The sequence below is a fragment of the Lachnospira eligens genome (assembly GCF_009680455.1).
GTDB classification, from domain to species: Bacteria; Bacillota; Clostridia; order Lachnospirales; family Lachnospiraceae; genus Lachnospira; species Lachnospira eligens_A.
Map to the genome: position 1 here is coordinate 282,772 of NZ_WKRD01000002.1, position 19,638 is coordinate 302,409.

The window sequence follows — 19,638 nt, forward strand, 5'->3', positions numbered from 1 at the left end:
GTCTGGAATATGGATAAAGAAACTATGTTTGAATATATTCAACGGCTTAAGCTTGCAGTAATAACTCTTTTCAAATGGCTATTCTGTTCGGTTGTATGTGGCTGTTTTATCGGTTCTGTCGGTGCTGTATTTCACCTGATGCTTGGTTATGTAGGCAGCCTGCGGGTTGAATACCCATTTTTACTATTCGGACTGCCTGTTGCAGGTATCATCATTGTATTCATGTACAACATTGTTCACGAAGCAGGAAACCGCGGAACTAACCTTGTCATAACTGCAATACAGTCGAATGATGAAGTACCGGGAAGAGTTGCCCCACTTATAATTGTATCAACTCTTCTTACCCATCTTTGTGGTGGTTCTGCCGGACGAGAAGGTGCTGCGCTTCAGGTCGGAGGTGCATTAGGCAATACATTTGCAAAACTGTTTAAATTCGACGAGAAGGATACTCGAATTATGATTATGTGTGGTATGAGTGCCTGTTTCTCAGCACTTTTCGGAACACCTATTGCAGCAGCCGTTTTCTCTATGGAAGTAATAAGCGTTGGTGTTATGTATTATGCTGCTTTAGTGCCATGCGTACTCGCTGCATTTATAGCACAGGGCATAGCCTCTGCACTGGGACTTGAATCTACACATTTTGTAGTTGATGAAATCGCTTCTTTTTCTTTTATTAATGGCAGTAAATTCATCATCATGTCCGTACTTTTTGCTCTTGTAAGCATTCTGCTGTGTGTTGTTTTACACGGTACTTCAAAGCTCTACATTAATTACATAAACAACCCATACATAAGAATAATTATTGCCGGAGTCCTTGTTATTTCCATGCGTTACATATTTGGCACAACTGATTATCTCGGTGCAGGCTCAGATATTATTGCAAAAAGCTTTGTAACAAGCTGTGCATGGTATGTATTCCTTTTAAAAATGCTGTTTACAGCCGTAACATTGGGTGGTGGATTCAAAGGTGGTGAGATTGTTCCTACTCTTTTCGTTGGTGCAACGCTTGGAAGCTTCTTAGCACCTATATTTGGACTCCCTGTCGGATTGTGTGCAGCATGTGGTATGGTAAGTGTGTTCTGTGGAGTAACTAACTGCCCACTCACATCATTCATTCTATCTATTGAGATGTTTGGTGCATCAACAATGAAATTCACAATTCTGTGTATTGCATTAAGTTATCTGTTATCCGGATATTACAGCCTGTATAACAGCCAAAAAATCGTCTATTCTAAGTATAAGACAGAATATATAAACCGCCGGTCCCATTGACCTATACAGGTCAAAGAACCGACGGTTCTTTTATTGGAAGGCTGCTATTTACACATATCTCCAGTCTTCTATCCGAAACTGTATTGAAACAATCCCATTATATTCATTAATATCAGGGTAATACACCATAGATATCTTCCTTCCTACCTCTGGTATCTCCTGACCGTCTAATTTGAACCTGATTGCTGTCACCAGCTTGCCATGCTCACTTTCTAACTGACATCTTAATACATTTTTATTTTTTCCAATCACAGCTGACTGTCTGACAGTAAGATTTCTGTCTGCAAACACCGGTTTTTCATTACCTTTCCCGAAAGGCTGCAGCTTCTCAAACTGCTTTATCAGCTTTATATCAACATAATCAACCGGCATAGGCACATCAATCCACACTGTAGGGGTAAGAACATTTTCTGTCATTGTCTGGTTCTCATTCAGCGCTTTCCTGAATTCATCAATTTTATCAATATCAAGCGATATTCCGGCAGCCATTGGATGTCCGCCATATTTGTTAAGGAGTTTACCACATTTGCTTATCTCCTCAAACATGTTATAGCCTTCTATTGAACGCCCTGAGCCCTTTGCACCATCTTCTGCCTTAGTGATTACTATTGAAGGCCTGTAGAATTTTTCTCTTACCCTTCCTGCAATTATCCCTGCAACACTTTCATGGCAGTCAGGAAGATACACAACTAACACCTTGTCGTCTTTTAGTTCAGTGTTCTCAACCTGTTCAATTGCAATAGCGGCATATTCTTCTGTTATATCTTTTCTTTCAACATTAAGTGTGCGAAGCTCTAAAGCCTTATTTCTCGCATCTTCCATATCTGTAGTAAGAAGCAGTTCAATGGCTCTTCTTGCTGAATCAAGTCTTCCTGTTGCATTAAGACATGGACCTATAACAAATCCTATGTGATATGAGCTTATCTTGTCTATCTCAAGCTCACACGCCTCTACAAGTGCTCTTATACCAATATTAGTAGTTACTGCCAGATGCTTTAAACCATATTTAACAATTACCCTGTTCTCATCTGATAAATCAACTACATCCCCTATTGTTGCAATTGCCATAAGCTCTGCATATTCTTCAAGTTCGATTGGATTAAGTCCAAGTCTCTCATATATAATCTTAATAACCTTGAAGGCTACTCCCGCTCCACACAGCTTATCAAATGGATACGGACAGTCTTCCTGCTTAGGATTAACAATTGCATCTGCCTGTGGTACTTTATGTATCTTTTCTCCATCAACGAAATCAAACGGAATATCATGATGGTCAGTTACAATCACTGTCATTCCCTTTTCTTTAGCATATTTAATCTGCTCAATCGCAGCAATTCCATTATCACATGTAATGATTGTATCTGTGCCATTATTATATGCTTCATCTATTAAGTGCTCATTAATACCATATCCGTCAATAATTCTGTCTGGTACCGCAAATGTAACATCTGCTCCCGCTGCCTTTAGCCCTTTATAAAGAATTGTTGTTGAGCATATTCCATCTATATCATAATCACCTATAATATGTATTTTCTTTCCTGCTTGTATCTTGTCTGTGAGGATATCAACACATTTGTCTGCATCCTTTAATAAATGTGGTGAATGCATATCATCCACGGTCCCATTAAGATACATATTTATCTGCTCGTCCGTTTCTAACCCTCTGTTACGGATAATTCTTGCCATAACCTGGTCAATGCCAAATCTTTCCCCAATTGCTTTGAAATCAGCTTTCTTAGTGTATACTCTCCAGTTGCTTTTCACTCTTTTCTCCCTGTTTCACTATTAAACCAATTATGGCGGGAACTGATATACAATCCCCGCCATGTCATAAACTTATTGTATCTGTTAATTAAACCTGAGAACCATCTTCAAAAACCTCTTTCTTAGAAGCTGCTTTTTTATTATTCTCTTCTACAACGCCTCTCTTCTTACCACCCATTACATACCACATAGCACTTGTTAAGCATACTGATGAGTAAGCACCAACAACAATACCTACGATAAGTGGAAGTGTGAACTCCTTAACAGAAGTTACGCCCATAATGAAAAGAACAATAAGCATTATAAGTGTTGTTATAGATGTATATACTGTTCTTGACATTGTACTTGTAATTGATGAATTAACAAGCTCTGTAATGTTAGTCTTCGAATTAGCTGTCTTTAACTGCTCTCTTATTCTGTCAAAGATAATAATTGTACCGTTAATAGAGTAACCTACTATTGTAAGCATACATGCAATAAATGTTGTTCCAACCGGAATTCTTGCAAATGCATAGAATGCAAGAACAACAAGTACATCATGAAGAAGTGCTAATACAGCAGCTAATGCGAATCTGATATCACGGAATCTTACAAAGATGTATATAAGCATACATATTGTAGCAAGTATAACCGAAAGAATAGCATCTCTCTTAACTGTTGCAGAAACTGATGAACTGATTGTATCTGTCTCAACGATTGTTCCATCCTTGATTGGGTACTTAGCAGTAACCGCATTTTCAATAGCTTCTCTCTGGTCAAGTGAAAGATCAGATGTCTTGAAAGAAACCTGTGTTGAATCTGCAACCTTCTGCTGCTGAACCTCTGTAATACCTGCAGCATCTCTGATTACAGGGATGATATTATCCTCAATCTCTTCTGCTGTATATTCTTTATCAAATGTAAATGTTGTTGTTGAACCACCAACAAACTCAAGACTGAAATTTAATGCTCTGTTTCCAAGACCAGCCTGAACTGCCATAGTTATGATACCTGCAGCAATAACTACTGCTGAGCCAATCGCAGCCCATTTCTTAATGCTAAGAACATCAAGCGTCTTTCTGTATACATTCTTACCATACCACTTAGCGTCCCTTATACCAAAGTTATATAAGAGCTTCATAATAACCTTAGTAATAACAAGTGAAGTAAAAATTGATACGATATTACCAACTGCAAGAGTTGTAGCAAAGCCCTTAACTGGACCTGTACCGAATATGTACAATACTAAAGCAGCGATAAGTGTTGTTACGTTACCATCTACTATAGATGATGTTGCCTTGTTATAACCTGAAAGAATAGCACTTTCTACAGACTTTCCGGCACCAATCTCTTCTCTTATTCTTGTATAGATAATAACATTACCATCTACCGCCATACCAATACCAAGAATAATACCTGCAATACCTGGAAGTGTAAGAGTAAGATCATATACACTTACAAGGAATAAAACAAGTGCTGTATAGATAATCAGTGATAATGTTGCAACAAGTCCAGGAATTCTGAACATAACAATCATGAATAAGCAAAGTAATGCAAGACCTATAGCAGCTGCAATTAAACTTGTCTTGATTGCTGCATGTCCAAGCTGTGCACCAACAATGTTAGAGCTTACTTCCTCAAGTGTAAGAGGAATAGAACCAACTCTTATATATGTTGCAAGGTTATCTGCCTCATCGAATGATTCCATACCTGTGATAGTTGCTGTACCACCTGATATAGCTGTCTTAACGTTAGGTGCACTTACAACTTCTCCATCATATACAATATATATTCTTTTACCGATATTAGCTGATGTTGCATCATAGAACTTAGTTGATCCCTCATCTGTAAATGTAAGCTGCACTCCATAAGGAGTATCTTCCTGACTATTAGTATCTGTGTAAGCCTGTGCAGCTTTTACATCAGAACCTGTAAGTAATGGTGTGTAGTCATTTCCCTGTGAAAATGCTGTATATCCTGTGGAATCAAGGAATTCCAATGAACCTGGTGTACCAAGTTCCTTAAGAATCTCATTAGCATCTGTTACTCCAGGAATCTCAACTGTGATTCTGTTGTCACCTTCCTTATAAACCTGTGACTCTGTACTCTTTCCTTCTACTCGCTTCTGAAGCTTATAGATAGTATCCTCTACATCCTGTGATGTAAAGTTATCTTCCTTAATCTGGTATGTGATACTTACACCACCGGCAAGATCAAGACCAAGATCTATATCATAAGTGCTTCCGTATCCCTTTCCATTTAGTCCGAAAAATGCTGTTAATACAAGTCCAACCAGTAAAACAGCAACGATTATTGAATAAATAATCTTCTTAGGTAAACTGTACTTCATGTTAAAAACTCTCCCTTTTACTTATTCTTCCTCAGCCATAGCTGCACGAATCATTATTGCACATTCTATACGCTTTTTCTGAAGTTCACATCCAACATCATACGCATCATTGATATTACCATGGAAGTTATATGAGTTAGCTGCACAACCACCACTGCAATAGAATTTTGCAAAACAATTCTTACATTTTTCCTTTGAATAGACATTACTATTCTTAAACATGTCTCTGATGTCCGGTCTTACTATTCCATCATCAACATTACCCATAAGGAAATCTTCGTTACCAACAAACTGATGACATGGGTAGAAATCTCCCCAAGGTGTAACTGCAAGATACTCACAGCCTGAACCACATCCTGACAATCTCTTGGCAACACATGGACCACCATTAATATCTATCATAAAGTGGAAGAAATTAAAGCCTTTACCAGCTTTCTTTCGCTTAATGATTTCTTTCGCAAGGATATCATACTGTTCACAAAGGAACGGAATATCCTCTTCTCTTATAGCATATGAATCTGTCGGCTGTGCAACAACAGGCTCAACAGAAATCTGCTCAAATCCCTCATCAGCAAGATGAAGAACATCTTCTGAAAAATCAAGATTATTATGTGTAAATGTACCTCTGACATAATAATTCATCTGATTTCTGCTCTCTGCCACCTTCTTAAACTTAGGCATTATAATGTCATATGAGCTGCCGTGGTTATTCCTTGTCGGACGCATAAGGTCATTAATCTCCTTACGTCCATCTATGCTAAGTACAATATTACTCATCTCCTTATTGGCGAAATCAAGAATCTCGTCATTAAGAAGAATACCATTAGTCGTAAGTGTGAATCTGAACTTCTTATTATTAGCCTCTTCTATGCTTCTTCCGTATTCAACAAGCTGCTTAACAACTTCAAAATTCATAGTTGGCTCACCGCCAAAGAAGTCAACCTCAAGATTCTTTCTTGAACCTGAATTGGCAACAAGGAAATCAAGTGCCTTCTTTCCTACCTCATAGCTCATAAGAGCTCTTCTTCCATGATATTCACCTTCTTCAGCAAAACAATATTTACATGCAAGGTTACAATCATGTGCTATGTGAAGACATAACGCTTTAACAACTGTAGGTCTGTCCTTAAAGTTATCAATATATGGTTCATATATATCTTCTGTAAAGAGCTGGCCTGCTTCCTTAAGTTCGCCAATCTCTTCATATGCCTCTTTAATATCCTGAACAGAATATCTGTCTCTAAGTGCATCTGTAATCTGCTCAAGAGTATTATTCTCATAAAGTCCTATAATATCGTATACCATGTCATCAACAACATGCACAGAACCGCTGTTGACATCTAATACGATGTTATAACCGTTATTCTTATACTGATGTATCATTAAAAAGCCTCCAAACCGTAAATGTTCTCTATACATTTACGAAAAATAAGAGAGTGCAGAATAGCTCGACACTCTCTTACTAAAAATACTAGTTATTCTTATTCTCACAGCTCTGGTTACCAACTGTGCAAGATGTCTTACATGCTGACTGGCATGATGTCTGGCACTCGCCACATCCGCCGTGCTTCATTGTATCCTTTAATACGCGGTTGCTGATTGTCTTAATATGTTTCACGACAATACCTCCTTCATATATTCAAATTATATCGTATTATATCATGTACAAGTCTTATTTTCAATCATTTATTCTAAAGATTTGTTCAGATAATTATTCTTCTTTCAAAAGTCTTTTCGCAATTTTTATGTATTTTGCATTAAATACAGCTACTTTTCTTATGTTTTCACATAAATTATTGTTTTATATTATTAAGATATGCTATGTATTAATATAGGAGATTATTATGTTTACATCTAAAGATTTAAAGAAGCTTATTATTCCTCTGATATTTGAACAGCTGCTGGCTGTCAGCGTAGGCTTTGTTGATACATTCATGGTATCAATAGCAGGAGAGGCGGCAGTTTCAGGTGTCGCACTTGTTGATAATATAAGTAACCTGCTTATTCAGATATTATCAGCTCTCGCAACCGGAGGTGCTGTTGTATGCAGCCAGTATCTTGGCAGCAGGAATATTAATATGTCCAAGAAATCTGCCGGACAGCTTATATTTATTATGAGTGCACTATCATCATTACTGATGGTTATCTCTCTCATAGGCAATCACGGTATCATCAATTTCATATTTGGCAAGATTGAAAAAGATGTATTTGTAAGTGCAAGTATATATTTCTATATAACAGCAATCTCATACCCGTTCCTCGGTGTTTATAATGCAGGTGCAGCACTTTTTAGAAGTATTGGAAACAGCAAGATAAGTATGAACACAAGCCTTATCATGAACATAATCAATATTTGTGGGAATGCTTTATTTATATTTGTATTTGATATGGGGGTTGCCGGTGTAGCTTTAGCCACTCTTATTTCGCGAATCATATCAGCCATAATTATTATTGGACTTATGTTCAGAACAGAATCAGCAATAAGAATAAAGACCTGCAAAGATTTTCTTCCATCACCTTCTATCATTAAGAAGATTCTGTCTATTGGTCTTCCGAGCGGATTGGAAAACGGCATGTTCCAGATAGGTAAGCTTTCTGTTTCAAGCCTTGTTTCAACATTTGGTACTGCTGCCATCGCTGCCAACTCTGTTGCCAATTCTGTTACAATGTTTGCCAATATTCCGGGTAACGCAATTGGCATGGCAATGATTACTGTTATTGGCCAGTGTATAGGTGCAAAGAAGCCTGATGAAGCCAAAAGATATGGAAAAAAACTTATGTTTATTGCATATGCAGGTATTCTTGCAACCAACATTGTAATGACAATAGTTGCCGTTCCTGTGGTAGGACTTTTCCATCTGTCACCGGAAGCAACCAAAACCGGTTTAAGCCTTATCCATTGCTTCTCAATTGTAGCAATATTCATATGGCCACTTAGCTTTACTATGCCTAATGCTCTCCGTGCTGCCGGTGATGCCAAATACACAATGATGGTAAGCATCTTCTCTATGTGGGCATTCCGTGTGGGAAGCAGTTACCTTCTTGGTGGTACATTAGGACTTGGCGTGCTCGGTGTATGGTTTGGTATGTTCATCGACTGGGGATTCCGTTCACTTGCATTCCTTATAAGATTCATACGTGGAAAATGGACACAGAAGGCGGTTATATGATGATAATTATATGACAGTCTGATGTCTGTGAACTGTCTCTTAACACCGGATATCTACTGTCAGATGGACGACAAGTCGTCTAATTCTGGATATACAATGTCATTTGTGTGATGAATAATGCGACTACCTATAGGTATCACATCAATAAAAAAGTTCCTGCCAATCAGGCGCTTTGAGCCCGCCGGTACTTAATGAGCGTGTAACGCGAATTTAGTACCGCTGCGAGGCGAGAGCAGCGAAAGCGTGCCTGATTGGCAGGAACTTATTTTATTTCTTACCAGCTTATTACTTCGTGTCCGTCCTCTGTTACAAGAACCTGAATTTCCCACTGTGCTGAAGGAAGTCCATCAGCTGTAGATACTTCCCAGCCGTTCTTTTCATCTGTAACAACATTTACCTTACCCATATTAACCATAGGCTCTATTGTAAACATCATTCCCGGAGCCATAACCATGTCTGTTCCTTTTCTGGTGTTGTACCCAACCCATGGGTCTTCATGAAATTCAAGTCCGACTCCATGGCCGCCGATTTCTCTTACAACAGTATATCCATTAGCATATGCATGGTCATGTACTGCCTGTCCCATATCGCCTAAGAAGCCCCAAGGCTTAACCTGCTCAAGTCCTAATTCAACACATTCCTTAGTAACATCAACAAGCTTCTTTACATCAGGCTTAACATCACCTATACAGAACATTCTTGATGAATCTGAAAAATATCCGTGAAGAATTGTAGAACAGTCAACATTTACAATATCACCTGACTTAAGGATAACATCCTTAGATGGAAATCCGTGGCATACCTGCTCATTAACAGATGTACACACACTGTAAGGATATCCTTCATAATTAAGTGGTGCTGGAATTCCTCCCATATCAGTGGTTACATCATATACAATCTTATCAATCTCCGCAGTGTTCATGCCCTCATGTATTTCTGCTGCAACCGCATCAAGGCATGCTACATTTATCCTGGCACTCTCTTTAATCTTCTCAATCTGTTCAGGTGTCTTGATTAACTTGTGTGATGGCACAATATGTCCAATATCCTCAAGATATCTTAACTTATCGTCAAATGCTTCATGACACGCTTTGTATTTCTTACCACTGCCACACCAGCAATGGTCGTTTCTTCCTAATTTCTTAATCATTGTTCTGCCTTCCTGTTACATATATTATAATCATACACAACTATAAGGCTTTCTTAATATTTTTTCAATATCTGTTTCAAATGATTAATCATTATTAACATTAAAAGCCCTGATTCCCGGATATACTGCACTAGTGCCAAGCTGTTCCTCAATTCTTAAAAGCTGGTTATACTTAGCAACTCTTTCTGATCTTGAAGGAGCACCTGTCTTAATCTGGCAAGTGTTAAGAGCAACAGCGAGGTCTGCTATTGTTGTATCTGCTGTCTCACCTGATCTGTGTGAGCTGATTGCTGTATATCCTGCTTTATGAGCCATCTTGATAGCTTCAAGTGTCTCTGAAACTGAACCAATCTGATTAAGCTTGATAAGAATTGCATTACCTGCTCCAAGTTCAATTCCCTTAGAGAGTCTCTCTGTATTAGTAACAAAAAGATCATCACCTACAAGCTGAACCTTATCTCCAAGTCTGTCTGTAAGCTTCTTCCAGCCTTCCCAGTCCTCTTCATCAAGACCATCTTCAATAGATATAATAGGATACTTCTCACATAATTTAGCCCAGTGCTCAATAAGCTCCTCTGCTGTATACTCTGTTCCAGCCTTAGGAAGCTTGTAATAACCCTTTCCTTTCTCACTCTTCCACTCTGAAGAAGCTGCATCCATTGCAATCCTAAAATCCCTGCCCGGCTTATATCCAGCCTTTTCTACTGCCTGTAATATTGTCTCAATTGCTTCCTCATCTGACTTAAGTGCCGGAGCAAAGCCACCCTCATCGCCTACAGAGGTTGCAAGTCCTCTTTCTTTAAGTATAGCTGCAAGTGCATGAAATACCTCTGCACACCATCTTAAGCATTCCTTAAAGCTTGGTGCCCCAACAGGCATAATCATGAATTCCTGAACATCAAGCCCACTTGATAATGCATGGCAGCCTCCATTAATAATATTCATCATTGGAACAGGAAGCCTGTTTCCTGATACTCCGCCTAGGAATCTGTAAAGAGGAATATCAAGAGAGACAGTAGCTGCTCTTGCTGCTGCAATAGATACCGCAAGAATAGCATTTGCACCAAGATTAGACTTATCCTTAGTTCCATCGGCTTTAATCATCGCTGCATCAACTGCATATATATCAGATGCATCTATTCCAAAGAGGCAGTCATTAATAACAGTGTTTATGTTCTCTACTGCCTTAGTAACACCATTTCCCAAATATCTTGACTTATCCTTATCTCTTAACTCTAGCGCCTCAAATTCACCTGTAGATGCTCCTGAAGGTGCTGCGCCTCTTCCAACAGTTCCATCCGCAAGATAAACCTCTGCCTCAACTGTAGGATTGCCTCTTGAATCAAGAATTTCTCTGCCTATAACCTTTTCAATCTCTAAATATGCTGCCATATAATCCTCCTAAACAAATGCTTTGTAATCTTTCAAGTTAGTCTCTTCTAACTTTAGCAATACAATTCTAGCATTATACAACAAAATCCACAATGCAAGAAAATGGGAAGTTTTCTCATTAAAAAACTTCCCATTCATAATTATATCCAGCTATTTAGTTTGTATACACATAAATAATTATTTTTCCATCTTCTGTAAAAATGCTTTGGTTCTTTCATTGCTTGGATTGTCAATAACATCCTCCGGCTTACCCTGCTCAACAATAACTCCGCCATCCATGAATATTACCCTGTCTGCAACTTTTCTTGCAAATTCAATCTCATGTGTAACGATAATCATTGTCATCTTTTCATCAGCAAGCTGTCTTAAAACCTTAAGAATTCCTGCAGTAATCTCAGGGTCAAGTGCTGATGTAGGCTCATCAAAGAAAAGCATTTCAGGATTCATTGCAAGTGCTCTTGCTATCGCAACTCGCTGCTGCTGTCCTCCTGACAACTGGCATGGATAACTGTTCTCCTTGCCATCAAGTCCAACTTTCTTTAAAAGCTCTTTGGCTTCTTTCTCTACTTCATTCTTGTCCCTTTTCTGGACACAAACAGGTGCATCAGTAACATTTTTCATAACTGTATAATGCGGAAAAAGATTAAAGTTCTGGAACACAAGTCCATATGTATTCTTGATTTCTCTTAATTCTTTCTTTCCAACATACACTGAAACTCCGTCCTTGTCCTCACATGCAGTTTCACCACCTAACTTAAGAGTTCCTGCATCCATTGTCTCAAGAAGTGTTGCACAACGAAGCAGTGTTGATTTACCAGAGCCGGAAGGTCCAAGAATTGCAACAACCTCACCCTCGTTAACTTCCATTGATATATCCTTAAGCACCTCAGTATCGCCGAAGGATTTCTTTAAATGTGATATTTCTAATAATTTCTTCATATTAAAATCCTCCTTAATCAAAATACTGCATACGCTTTTCTAACTTTTCCATAACCATAGCAACAAGGAAATTGAAAATGTAATAGAACAATCCTGCTATGAATAATGGCATGATACTTGCTGTTGAAGCCGCTACCTGCTTGGCAAGTGTAAACATTTCTGTGTAAGCAAGTGCAAATGCAAGTGATGTATCCTTAACAAGTGTTATAACCTCGTTAGTAACCGGAGGAAGTACTCTCTTAACCATCTGAGGAAATATAATCTTCCAGAATGTCTGTACCTTGGAATATCCGAGTACCTCTGCTGCCTCGTACTGTCCCTTAGGTATACTCTCAATTCCACCTCTGTATATTTCTGCAAAATATGCTGCATAATTAAGTGCAAATCCAATAATTACAGCATAGAATCTGTATGTTGCCGTAACCTTCATTCCAAACAGATAATATGGTCCGAAGAACACAACAAGAAGCTGTAACATAAGAGGAGTTCCTCTCATTATAGATATGTATATTCTCGCAATCCATCTTACAATGCCTATTCTTGACTTTCTTATTTCACATACAAGAAGTCCTAGCGGCATTGAGAATATAAGTGTTAAGAAGAATATTGCAAGAGTTGCTAACATTCCTGATGAAAGCTGCTTAACTATATCCACAAGCCTTTCACCAAAAGAAGCCTTAGCAGTACTGGTGCTGTCAAGGAGATAGGCACTGTCTGTTCCTTCTTCTCCAAGACATACGCTGTCTGTAAGTCCCCATTTTTCAGCAATCTTGTCAAATGTGCCATCAGCAAGCATATCATTAAGGCTTGTCTGAACTTCATCTCTTAATGCTGTATTACCTAACTTAAAACCAATACCATACTGTTCCGATGAAACAGTCTCATCAAGCATTGTGAACTTGTTACCTCTCTGCTCAAGCTGGTACTTTGCAACACCCATATCCATACATACAGCATCTGCCGAACCTGATTCAAGGTTCATAAATGCTGAGTTATAATCAGATACCTGCTGAAGTGTCTTAAACTGTGCCGCAAGTGCAAGATTTTCTTCTGTCGCATCCTCTCCTGTAAATGCTGCAAGAGCTGATGAATCAGCCTGTACAATAACAACCTTACCCTTAAGGTCTTCTAACTTCTTTATTCCTGAACCAGATTTAACTATAACAACCTGTGAATTATCAATATATGCCTTAGACCATGTATACTCACGTTCTCTTCCATTAAGCGTGAAACCGTTCCATATACAGTCAATAGAGCCTGAACTAAGCTCCATATCTTTAGAATCCCAGTCAATAGGCTGCTTAACCAGATTCCAGCCATTTCTTTCACATACTTCCTGTGCAAGATCAAGGTCAAAACCTACATACTCTCCACTATCATCCTTGTAACCATAAGGTGGGAATTCCGCATCAAATCCTACTGTAAATGTAGTTCGTCCATCATCGCTCTTTTTATTACTGCATGCTGTGAACATTCCCACAATCACAGACAACATTGCCAGTAACAGGACGGCTTTTCTGATATTCTTAGCCATATAAAAATCCATGCCTTTCTCGCTTTAATACGCTTTCACTTTACCACAGTAAATCAAGCTTGTCTATTATAACATGAATTACCTGATAAAAACACTATAAATATTCTAAATAAGTCCAAAATTTCTCAATATAAATATCCACGCTGTAAGAGTCACACTTGAAAGTAATGTTGTAAGCACAACTATGCTTGATGACAGCACCTCGTCATTATCCATACCTTTAGCCATAACAAAGCAGGTAACTGTAGATGGTGAAGCAAGCATAATAAGAATTGCCATAAGTTCCTGATTACGAAATCCCATTTTTACTGCTATAGGAAGAAATATTGCTGCTAGACCCACGAGTTTTAAAAATGTAGCAATAACCGTAGGTTTAATCTTCTTAATTGCCTTTTTCCCTTCAAATGACGCACCAATACATATAAGTGCAACAGGTGTAGCTGTCTGCGCAATATTATTAATTGTCTTATTGATAATTACCGGATATCTTAATCCTGCAAGAGAAGATAACAATCCCAGCACAATTCCTATAATTATCGGATTAGTTGCAATATTAAAGCACGCTTTTTTAATGTTTTCTTTCTTATCCGTAGATTGTTCTTCTGTGTTGCCATGACACTCAGGATGTGCCTTAAAGGTAAGCACTATTACCGAAAATATATTAAACAACGGAACTGCAGCAACTATCATAAGTGGTGCCATTCCAGTGCTCTGGTACATATTCTGTATGAATGCCATCCCAAGTATCGCCGCACTGCTTCTGAATGATGCCTGCACAAATGCACCCTTCTGCGTATCATCCTTCATGAATATCTCTGTGCATATCCATATTCCACTAAACATTATAGTAGTAACAATCATGCAGTACAGTACGAACTTAACGTCAAACTGCGATTTAAAATCTGCTGCTGCTAAATCCCTGAATAACAGTACTGGAAGTGCCACCTTAAATACATATTTATTAGCCACATTTGCAAAATGGTCATCTATAACGCCAAGCTGCTTTATTACCCAGCCAACTATCATAACTAAAAATATTGGTACCGTTGCATTTATACTATATAAGAAGCTGTCCATCTGTCTCTCCTTCTACTACTTATTAATATCAAGCCAGTATGTATGGTCAAGCGGGCCGCTGCCGCTTCCAAGATTAAGCCCTGCTTTCAACGCACCTGTCAGGTACTCCTTAGCTGCCTTCACACTTTCTTCTATTGATAATCCCTGTGCAAGATTAGCTGCAATGGCTGATGACAATGTACAGCCAGTTCCATGTGTGTTAGGATTATCAATCCTTTCTCCATTAAGCCACACTATACTGCCATCTACGCACAGACAGTCATTAGCTGTATGAACTGCATGTCCACCTTTTACTAAGACAGCCGCATTACCGCCTTTTGTCTTCAGATGTTCATATATCTTTATCGCTGCTTTCTCCATTGAATCTGCACTGTCAACAGTCATTCCTGTAAGAACCTCTGTCTCCGGAATATTAGGAGTTATAACATCAGCAAGCACCATCAGGCGTTCTTTAAGAACCTCTGCTGCATCTTCTTTAATAAGTCTGCTTCCACTTGTTGATACCATAACCGGGTCAAGAACAATATTTTTTGCCTTATATGTAATTAACGCATCTGCTATTGTTTCAATAAGTTCCTTTGACGCAACCATTCCTATCTTAACTGCATCAGGATATATATCTGTAAATATTGCATCAAGCTGTGCCTTAAGAAATTCAGGTGAAGATTCCGATATTCCTGTAACTCCTAAAGTATTCTGTGCTGTAAGGGCAGTAATTGCTGACATTCCATATACCTTATGTGCTGCAAATGTTTTTAAATCCGCCTGTATTCCTGCTCCTCCGCTGCAATCACTTCCTGCTATTGTTAATGCTGTATTCATATAATTTCCTTTCTACATCTATTCTCATCGCTGCCCGCACAACTGTGAGCTTTCCATGTTTTCTCTCATCGCTGCATGCACAAAAAAAGCACCGAGGTTACCTCGGTGCTTTTAGTGCAGTCGGCGGGACTTGAACCCGCACCCAAGCAATATGGACTAGATCCTTAGTCTAGCGCGTATGCCAATTCCGCCACGACTGCTTGTTTTGTTTTCGTGTCGCTCGCTGTTTGCTGACGACTTGATTATAATATCACCACATCAATATAATGTCAACAGCTTTTTTAAACTTTTTTGAAATTTTTTGAATTTTCTGTTTTTTCATGCTTCGACTTCCTTTTTGGACTTTTTCGTGCCTTTCCTCTGCATAAACGTCCAATCCAACCAGCTTTGACTTCTTTTTTGGACTTCATCGTGCCTTCCCTCTGCTTCAACGTCCAATCCAACCAGCTTTGGCTTCTTTTTTGGACTTCATCGTGCCTTCCCTCTGCTTCAACGTCCAATCCGAACAGCTTTGACTTCTTTTTTGGACTTCATCGTGCCTTCCCTCCACTTCAACGTCCAATCCAACCAGTCTCGGTTCCCTTTCAGATAAGAAATTTTAAAAATGACAGCTATTCATATTGACACATTTTCAAATCTCCTATAAAATATCAATGTTGTGTAACTTATTAAGTTTGTTATACATCATATATGCAGAAGTGTCGGAATGGCAGACGAGCAAGATTCAGATTCTTGTGCGGGTTACCGCGTGTGGGTTCAAGTCCCATCTTCTGCACTGATTAAAAGAACCGTGTGATTTTATGTCATCACACGGTTCTTTTTGAATCATATTCAATCTGTTTTCAATGTAAATGCTATCTCTGTTCTTCCAGCAGTTCATCATTCTGCTCCTTCAAATCCACTATCTCATCCTTCATTCTGTCGACCATCAACTCTGCCATATTCCTGTCCAATATTCTCAACGCTTCTGAAAACATACTGAGCACCTCTTCCTGCTTTACAATATTTTCTTGCTTTTCCTTTTATCTGCATACATAGCTTTATCTGCTTCAGCAATTGAATTATTTAATTCTTCTTCGTTATTCGCTATGGATATGCCATAAGAAGTTCCCACTGTAATGTTCTGTAACTTTATATTACCTTCAGCATTTTTTATCTGATTTATAATTTTATCACTATCCTTTTTATCACATTCCTGTAATAGAATAAGAAATTCATCTCCCCCTAATCTTATTAATACATCTACAGGTCTAATATAACGCTGCATATTATTAACAATGGTCCTAATTAAGATATCGCCTTCTTTATGCCCATAATTATCATTATAATATTTCAAATTATTTATATCAGCCATAACAACACCTACTGGATATTTAAGTTTATTTTTATATTCACCTGATTCGTAAAAAGACCTGTTATATGTTTGTGTCATCATATCTGTTATACTATAATTTTTTAACTTTTCTTGTAATTTAATCAGATTAGAAATATCTTTTACAATCCCAACTATACCCATTACATTTCCATCAGCATCTAATACAGGATTTTTATTTATCTGATAATAAAACACCTCTTCTCCGAACTGCATTTTCTCAATATAATTCACGTTATTTTTCGTCTTTATTATATTCATATCTTCTTCATAAAACTTTTTTCCAAGTGTTTTATATGGCTGAATATCCAAATCCGTTTTTCCATATATTGAAAAACTAGAATCACCGTTGCTGTTTAACATATTACATACATGTGTCGATAAAACATATCTGCCATTAGTGTCTTTAAAGAAAATATTCTCATTAATTGCATTCAGAATGCACTGTAATTCTCTTCTATCCAAATCCATAAGCTATCTCCTTTGTATATCTCCACTGCTTTACAAAGTGCATTTATTAACCATATCCCCAATATCATTTTCGTAATTATATCATCTTTTAGCAAACAATACAATGCTATGAGCATTTTTATATTAGCCTACGGATATAATATAGAATGTAAAATCATAGAAAAATAGTGGAGGTAATCTATGATTAATGGTTTAGGAGAACGTTTACAGGAACAACGGACAACACATAAACTATCCCAACGAGAAGTTGCATTGGCTCTAAATGTATCACCAACTGTTATCTCGAACTATGAAAAGGGAGAGCGCACACCAAGTTTGGAAATGCTTATTGCACTCGCGCGTTTCTACCATTGTTCTACTGATTATCTAGTCGGTTTTGAAAAGCCAAACGCCAATACAATAAATGTTTCTATGCTTACAGATAAACAAAAAAATTTATTGAAGCTCTTTTTAGAAGAACTATAAAAACATTTTATGATATATAAAAAGGATACTGTCATGAGTCAACTCACAAACAGTATCCTTTAATAACCAATTATATAACTTTCCTTTTCAATATCTCCTGCATAACAAAAGCCTTGCGCATCTCATTCTTATCAAGCTTAAGGTCATCAAGAATAACTTTACCTCCCGTCTGACTCTGTGGAACAATCTCATCATTATATTCATGTCCGCAGTCATACTGTGTAAATGTATGTCCGCCTGTCATATCAGAATATGTTCCAGTGCTTCCCGCCTGCATAACCGGTGAATGAAATTCTGCTTTATCAAGTGTCTTCATTGCAGGTGCTGCATTATCTGCTGCTGGCGGTGGAGTAACATATTGCGGAACCGGTGCCTCTGCTCTATGCGAAGTAACATTCTTGCCATTAAAGTCATTTCTTGAACGAATCTCCTGCTTAAGCTTTTCAGTTTCTGCACTTGTCATCTTCTGAGAACCTGAATATGTCTGTACAGACGGATCAATGTACTGCTTTTCACCATAAGAATTCACCATGTATGGTGCAGACTGTGCATGGCTGTCATCCTTCTTATTCAGATTAGCACCGTGGCTTAATGAGCCATTCCCAGAACTGTTATTCTGCATCCGATGCATATTACTACCATATTCCGGCACATTCTGGTTATGTTCCTGCATATTACGCTGGTGTTCCTGCATGCGCTCCTGCTGCATCTTCTTGGCTTTATTCATATTCATTATAACTATAATAATGAATATTGCCCATATAATTATTATTTCCATACAAATCCGCTTTCCTTTTAATTCACAAGTTCATTAAATAGTTGCCGGCTTCTCTGTTTCTCCTGCTATCGACTGTCTCATCTTAGTATCAGCCTTCAGATTCTGAAGGTCATAATAATCCTTAAAGCCCATTCTGCCTGTTCTTAAAGCTTCAGCCAAAGCCTTAGGTACTTCTGCCTCAGCAGCTACAACGCTTGCTTTCATCTCCTGCTCAAGAGCAACAGCGGCTGCTCTTCTTTCCTCTGCCTTAGCCTGTGCAATATTCTTATCAGCCTCAGCCTGAAGGCTCTGAAGATGAGCGCCTATATTTCTTCCGATATCAACATCCGCAATATCAATAGAAAGAATCTGGAAAGCTGTTCCAATATCAAGACCCTTCTGTAATATAGCCTTGGAGATAGAATCAGGATTCTCAAGCACGCTCTTGTGCGAATCTGCTGAACCTACTGTTGTTACAATACCCTCACCAACTCTGGCAATTACGGTAGCCTCACCTGCACCACCAACCAACTGGTTAATATTAGTTCTTACAGTAACTCTTGCCTTAACTAACAGTTCAATACCATCCTTGGCAACTGCTGAAATATTAGGTGTCTCAATAACCTTAGGGTTAACACTCATTCTGACAGCCTCTAAAACATCACGGCCTGCAAGGTCGATAGCTGCTGCCATCTCAAATGGTATGTTCATACCGGCTCTGCTTGATGCAATAAGTGCATTAACAACAGCGTCTACATGACCACCTGCCATATAATGTGACTCAAGCTGATTAGTGTTAAGCTGTAATCCGGCTTTTCTTGCCTGAATAAGTGGAAGCACAATTCTTGCTGGTGGAACCTTTCTCAATCTCATACCGATAAGAGTTCCTATACCGACATGGCTTCCTGATGCTAATGCAGTAATCCATAATCTCATTGGTACAAATGCGAATAACAATATAAGCAGTACCACAATAATGATTGGAATAATTGGAATGTAAGGCATAATTAATCCCCCTTTATATATTTTGATTTTCAAAAATATTATTACATATAATGAGAAAAAATACCACATTTATATAGAATCATTTTAAAAAATCTGCTATAGTAATTAGTAATCGATAA

18 protein-coding genes, 2 tRNA genes and 1 pseudogene are annotated in these 19,638 nt (G+C 38.2%); 4 read left to right on the top strand and 17 right to left on the bottom strand.

Annotated features, from left to right (window positions below; all coding sequences use genetic code 11):
- Positions 1 to 9: 9 nt before the first annotated feature.
- Positions 10 to 1,272, top strand: a complete 1,263-nt coding sequence (locus GKE48_RS03235) for a chloride channel protein (RefSeq protein ID WP_055215690.1) — start codon at positions 10 to 12, stop codon at positions 1,270 to 1,272.
- Positions 1,273 to 1,320: 48 nt separating this feature from the next.
- On the opposite strand, the gene recJ is transcribed toward GKE48_RS03235, so the two are convergent.
- The 4 genes from recJ to scfA form a co-directional block, all read right to left on the bottom strand.
- Positions 1,321 to 3,036 (bottom strand): single-stranded-DNA-specific exonuclease RecJ, encoded by a 1,716-nt coding sequence (gene recJ, locus GKE48_RS03240; protein WP_195615960.1) that lies wholly within the window; start codon positions 3,034 to 3,036, stop codon positions 1,321 to 1,323.
- A gap of 88 nt (positions 3,037 to 3,124) precedes the next feature.
- Positions 3,125 to 5,365 (bottom strand): protein translocase subunit SecD, encoded by a 2,241-nt coding sequence (secD, locus tag GKE48_RS03245; RefSeq protein WP_154300428.1) that lies wholly within the window; start codon positions 5,363 to 5,365, stop codon positions 3,125 to 3,127.
- A 21-nt stretch (positions 5,366 to 5,386) separates the two neighbouring features.
- Positions 5,387 to 6,748: a thioether cross-link-forming SCIFF peptide maturase gene (gene scfB, locus GKE48_RS03250; RefSeq protein ID WP_022099139.1), complete on the bottom strand. Its 1,362-nt coding sequence runs from the start codon at positions 6,746 to 6,748 to the stop codon at positions 5,387 to 5,389.
- Between the two features lie 88 nt (positions 6,749 to 6,836).
- The gene (scfA, locus tag GKE48_RS03255) at positions 6,837 to 6,983 is read right to left on the bottom strand and encodes a six-cysteine ranthipeptide SCIFF (RefSeq protein WP_012739622.1); all 147 of its coding nucleotides are present in this window, start codon (positions 6,981 to 6,983) and stop codon (positions 6,837 to 6,839) included.
- Between the two features lie 226 nt (positions 6,984 to 7,209).
- Here scfA and GKE48_RS03260 point away from each other — a divergent pair, with 226 nt between their 5' ends.
- Positions 7,210 to 8,535: an MATE family efflux transporter gene (locus tag GKE48_RS03260; RefSeq protein ID WP_154300429.1), complete on the top strand. Its 1,326-nt coding sequence runs from the start codon at positions 7,210 to 7,212 to the stop codon at positions 8,533 to 8,535.
- Between the two features lie 274 nt (positions 8,536 to 8,809).
- On the opposite strand, the gene GKE48_RS03265 is transcribed toward GKE48_RS03260, so the two are convergent.
- From GKE48_RS03265 to GKE48_RS14500, 9 genes and pseudogenes are all read right to left on the bottom strand, one after another.
- On the bottom strand, positions 8,810 to 9,685 hold the full coding sequence (locus GKE48_RS03265) for a methionyl aminopeptidase (RefSeq protein WP_154300430.1): 876 nt from the start codon (positions 9,683 to 9,685) through the stop codon (positions 8,810 to 8,812).
- 84 nt (positions 9,686 to 9,769) lie between these two features.
- Positions 9,770 to 11,077, bottom strand: a complete 1,308-nt coding sequence (gene eno / locus GKE48_RS03270; protein ID WP_154300431.1) for a phosphopyruvate hydratase — start codon at positions 11,075 to 11,077, stop codon at positions 9,770 to 9,772.
- 177 nt (positions 11,078 to 11,254) lie between these two features.
- Positions 11,255 to 12,016, bottom strand: a complete 762-nt coding sequence (locus tag GKE48_RS03275; RefSeq protein ID WP_022099143.1) for an amino acid ABC transporter ATP-binding protein — start codon at positions 12,014 to 12,016, stop codon at positions 11,255 to 11,257.
- 13 nt (positions 12,017 to 12,029) lie between these two features.
- On the bottom strand, positions 12,030 to 12,671 hold the full coding sequence (locus tag GKE48_RS15060) for an amino acid ABC transporter permease (protein WP_041688665.1): 642 nt from the start codon (positions 12,669 to 12,671) through the stop codon (positions 12,030 to 12,032).
- A 108-nt stretch (positions 12,672 to 12,779) separates the two neighbouring features.
- Positions 12,780 to 13,562 (bottom strand): annotated as a pseudogene (locus GKE48_RS15065) (amino acid ABC transporter substrate-binding protein); the annotation flags it as partial.
- A gap of 93 nt (positions 13,563 to 13,655) precedes the next feature.
- A complete protein-coding gene (locus GKE48_RS03285; RefSeq protein WP_055286256.1) occupies positions 13,656 to 14,627 on the bottom strand; it encodes an AEC family transporter in 972 nt (323 codons plus the stop codon).
- A gap of 15 nt (positions 14,628 to 14,642) precedes the next feature.
- On the bottom strand, positions 14,643 to 15,449 hold the full coding sequence (gene thiD / locus GKE48_RS03290) for a bifunctional hydroxymethylpyrimidine kinase/phosphomethylpyrimidine kinase (RefSeq protein ID WP_154300432.1): 807 nt from the start codon (positions 15,447 to 15,449) through the stop codon (positions 14,643 to 14,645).
- A 115-nt stretch (positions 15,450 to 15,564) separates the two neighbouring features.
- A tRNA-Leu gene (locus GKE48_RS03295) sits at positions 15,565 to 15,649 on the bottom strand.
- 81 nt (positions 15,650 to 15,730) lie between these two features.
- The gene (locus GKE48_RS14500; protein WP_012739630.1) at positions 15,731 to 15,949 is read right to left on the bottom strand and encodes a hypothetical protein; all 219 of its coding nucleotides are present in this window, start codon (positions 15,947 to 15,949) and stop codon (positions 15,731 to 15,733) included.
- 192 nt (positions 15,950 to 16,141) lie between these two features.
- Between GKE48_RS14500 and GKE48_RS03300 the strand changes: the two genes are divergently transcribed.
- Positions 16,142 to 16,224 (top strand) — tRNA-Leu (locus tag GKE48_RS03300).
- A gap of 79 nt (positions 16,225 to 16,303) precedes the next feature.
- Here the strand turns inward: GKE48_RS03300 and GKE48_RS14905 are convergent.
- Positions 16,304 to 16,426: a hypothetical protein gene (locus GKE48_RS14905; protein ID WP_022099147.1), complete on the bottom strand. Its 123-nt coding sequence runs from the start codon at positions 16,424 to 16,426 to the stop codon at positions 16,304 to 16,306.
- Positions 16,427 to 16,446: 20 nt separating this feature from the next.
- The gene (locus GKE48_RS03305) at positions 16,447 to 17,292 is read right to left on the bottom strand and encodes a sensor domain-containing diguanylate cyclase (RefSeq protein ID WP_154300433.1); all 846 of its coding nucleotides are present in this window, start codon (positions 17,290 to 17,292) and stop codon (positions 16,447 to 16,449) included.
- Between the two features lie 180 nt (positions 17,293 to 17,472).
- Here GKE48_RS03305 and GKE48_RS03310 point away from each other — a divergent pair, with 180 nt between their 5' ends.
- Entirely contained in the window at positions 17,473 to 17,757 is a 285-nt protein-coding gene (locus GKE48_RS03310; RefSeq protein WP_022099150.1) for a helix-turn-helix domain-containing protein, read from the top strand.
- 70 nt (positions 17,758 to 17,827) lie between these two features.
- Here the strand turns inward: GKE48_RS03310 and GKE48_RS03315 are convergent, their stop codons facing one another.
- Both GKE48_RS03315 and floA read right to left on the bottom strand, forming a co-directional pair.
- Entirely contained in the window at positions 17,828 to 18,535 is a 708-nt protein-coding gene (locus GKE48_RS03315; RefSeq protein WP_154300434.1) for a hypothetical protein, read from the bottom strand.
- Between the two features lie 33 nt (positions 18,536 to 18,568).
- Complete coding sequence (gene floA / locus GKE48_RS03320) at positions 18,569 to 19,519, bottom strand: flotillin-like protein FloA (protein ID WP_041688166.1); 951 nt, start codon at positions 19,517 to 19,519, stop codon at positions 18,569 to 18,571.
- Positions 19,520 to 19,638: the final 119 nt, after the last annotated feature.

Excerpts from the sequence above, each read along its gene's own strand:
- secD (WP_154300428.1), bottom strand. The coding sequence starts at position 5,365 with ATGAAGTACAGTTTACCTAAGAAGATTATTTATTCAATAATCGTTGCT.
- GKE48_RS03310 (WP_022099150.1), top strand. The coding sequence starts at position 17,473 with ATGATTAATGGTTTAGGAGAACGTTTACAGGAACAACGGACAACACAT.
- GKE48_RS03260 (WP_154300429.1), top strand. The coding sequence starts at position 7,210 with ATGTTTACATCTAAAGATTTAAAGAAGCTTATTATTCCTCTGATATTT.
- GKE48_RS03265 (WP_154300430.1), bottom strand. The coding sequence starts at position 9,685 with ATGATTAAGAAATTAGGAAGAAACGACCATTGCTGGTGTGGCAGTGGT.
- thiD (WP_154300432.1), bottom strand. The coding sequence starts at position 15,449 with ATGAATACAGCATTAACAATAGCAGGAAGTGATTGCAGCGGAGGAGCA.
- GKE48_RS03305 (WP_154300433.1), bottom strand. The coding sequence starts at position 17,292 with ATGGATTTGGATAGAAGAGAATTACAGTGCATTCTGAATGCAATTAAT.
- GKE48_RS03275 (WP_022099143.1), bottom strand. The coding sequence starts at position 12,016 with ATGAAGAAATTATTAGAAATATCACATTTAAAGAAATCCTTCGGCGAT.
- floA (WP_041688166.1), bottom strand. The coding sequence starts at position 19,519 with ATGCCTTACATTCCAATTATTCCAATCATTATTGTGGTACTGCTTATA.
- GKE48_RS03315 (WP_154300434.1), bottom strand. The coding sequence starts at position 18,535 with ATGGAAATAATAATTATATGGGCAATATTCATTATTATAGTTATAATG.
- scfB (WP_022099139.1), bottom strand. The coding sequence starts at position 6,748 with ATGATACATCAGTATAAGAATAACGGTTATAACATCGTATTAGATGTC.
- eno (WP_154300431.1), bottom strand. The coding sequence starts at position 11,077 with ATGGCAGCATATTTAGAGATTGAAAAGGTTATAGGCAGAGAAATTCTT.
- GKE48_RS03285 (WP_055286256.1), bottom strand. The coding sequence starts at position 14,627 with ATGGACAGCTTCTTATATAGTATAAATGCAACGGTACCAATATTTTTA.
- GKE48_RS14905 (WP_022099147.1), bottom strand. The coding sequence starts at position 16,426 with ATGTTTTCAGAAGCGTTGAGAATATTGGACAGGAATATGGCAGAGTTG.
- GKE48_RS03235 (WP_055215690.1), top strand. The coding sequence starts at position 10 with ATGGATAAAGAAACTATGTTTGAATATATTCAACGGCTTAAGCTTGCA.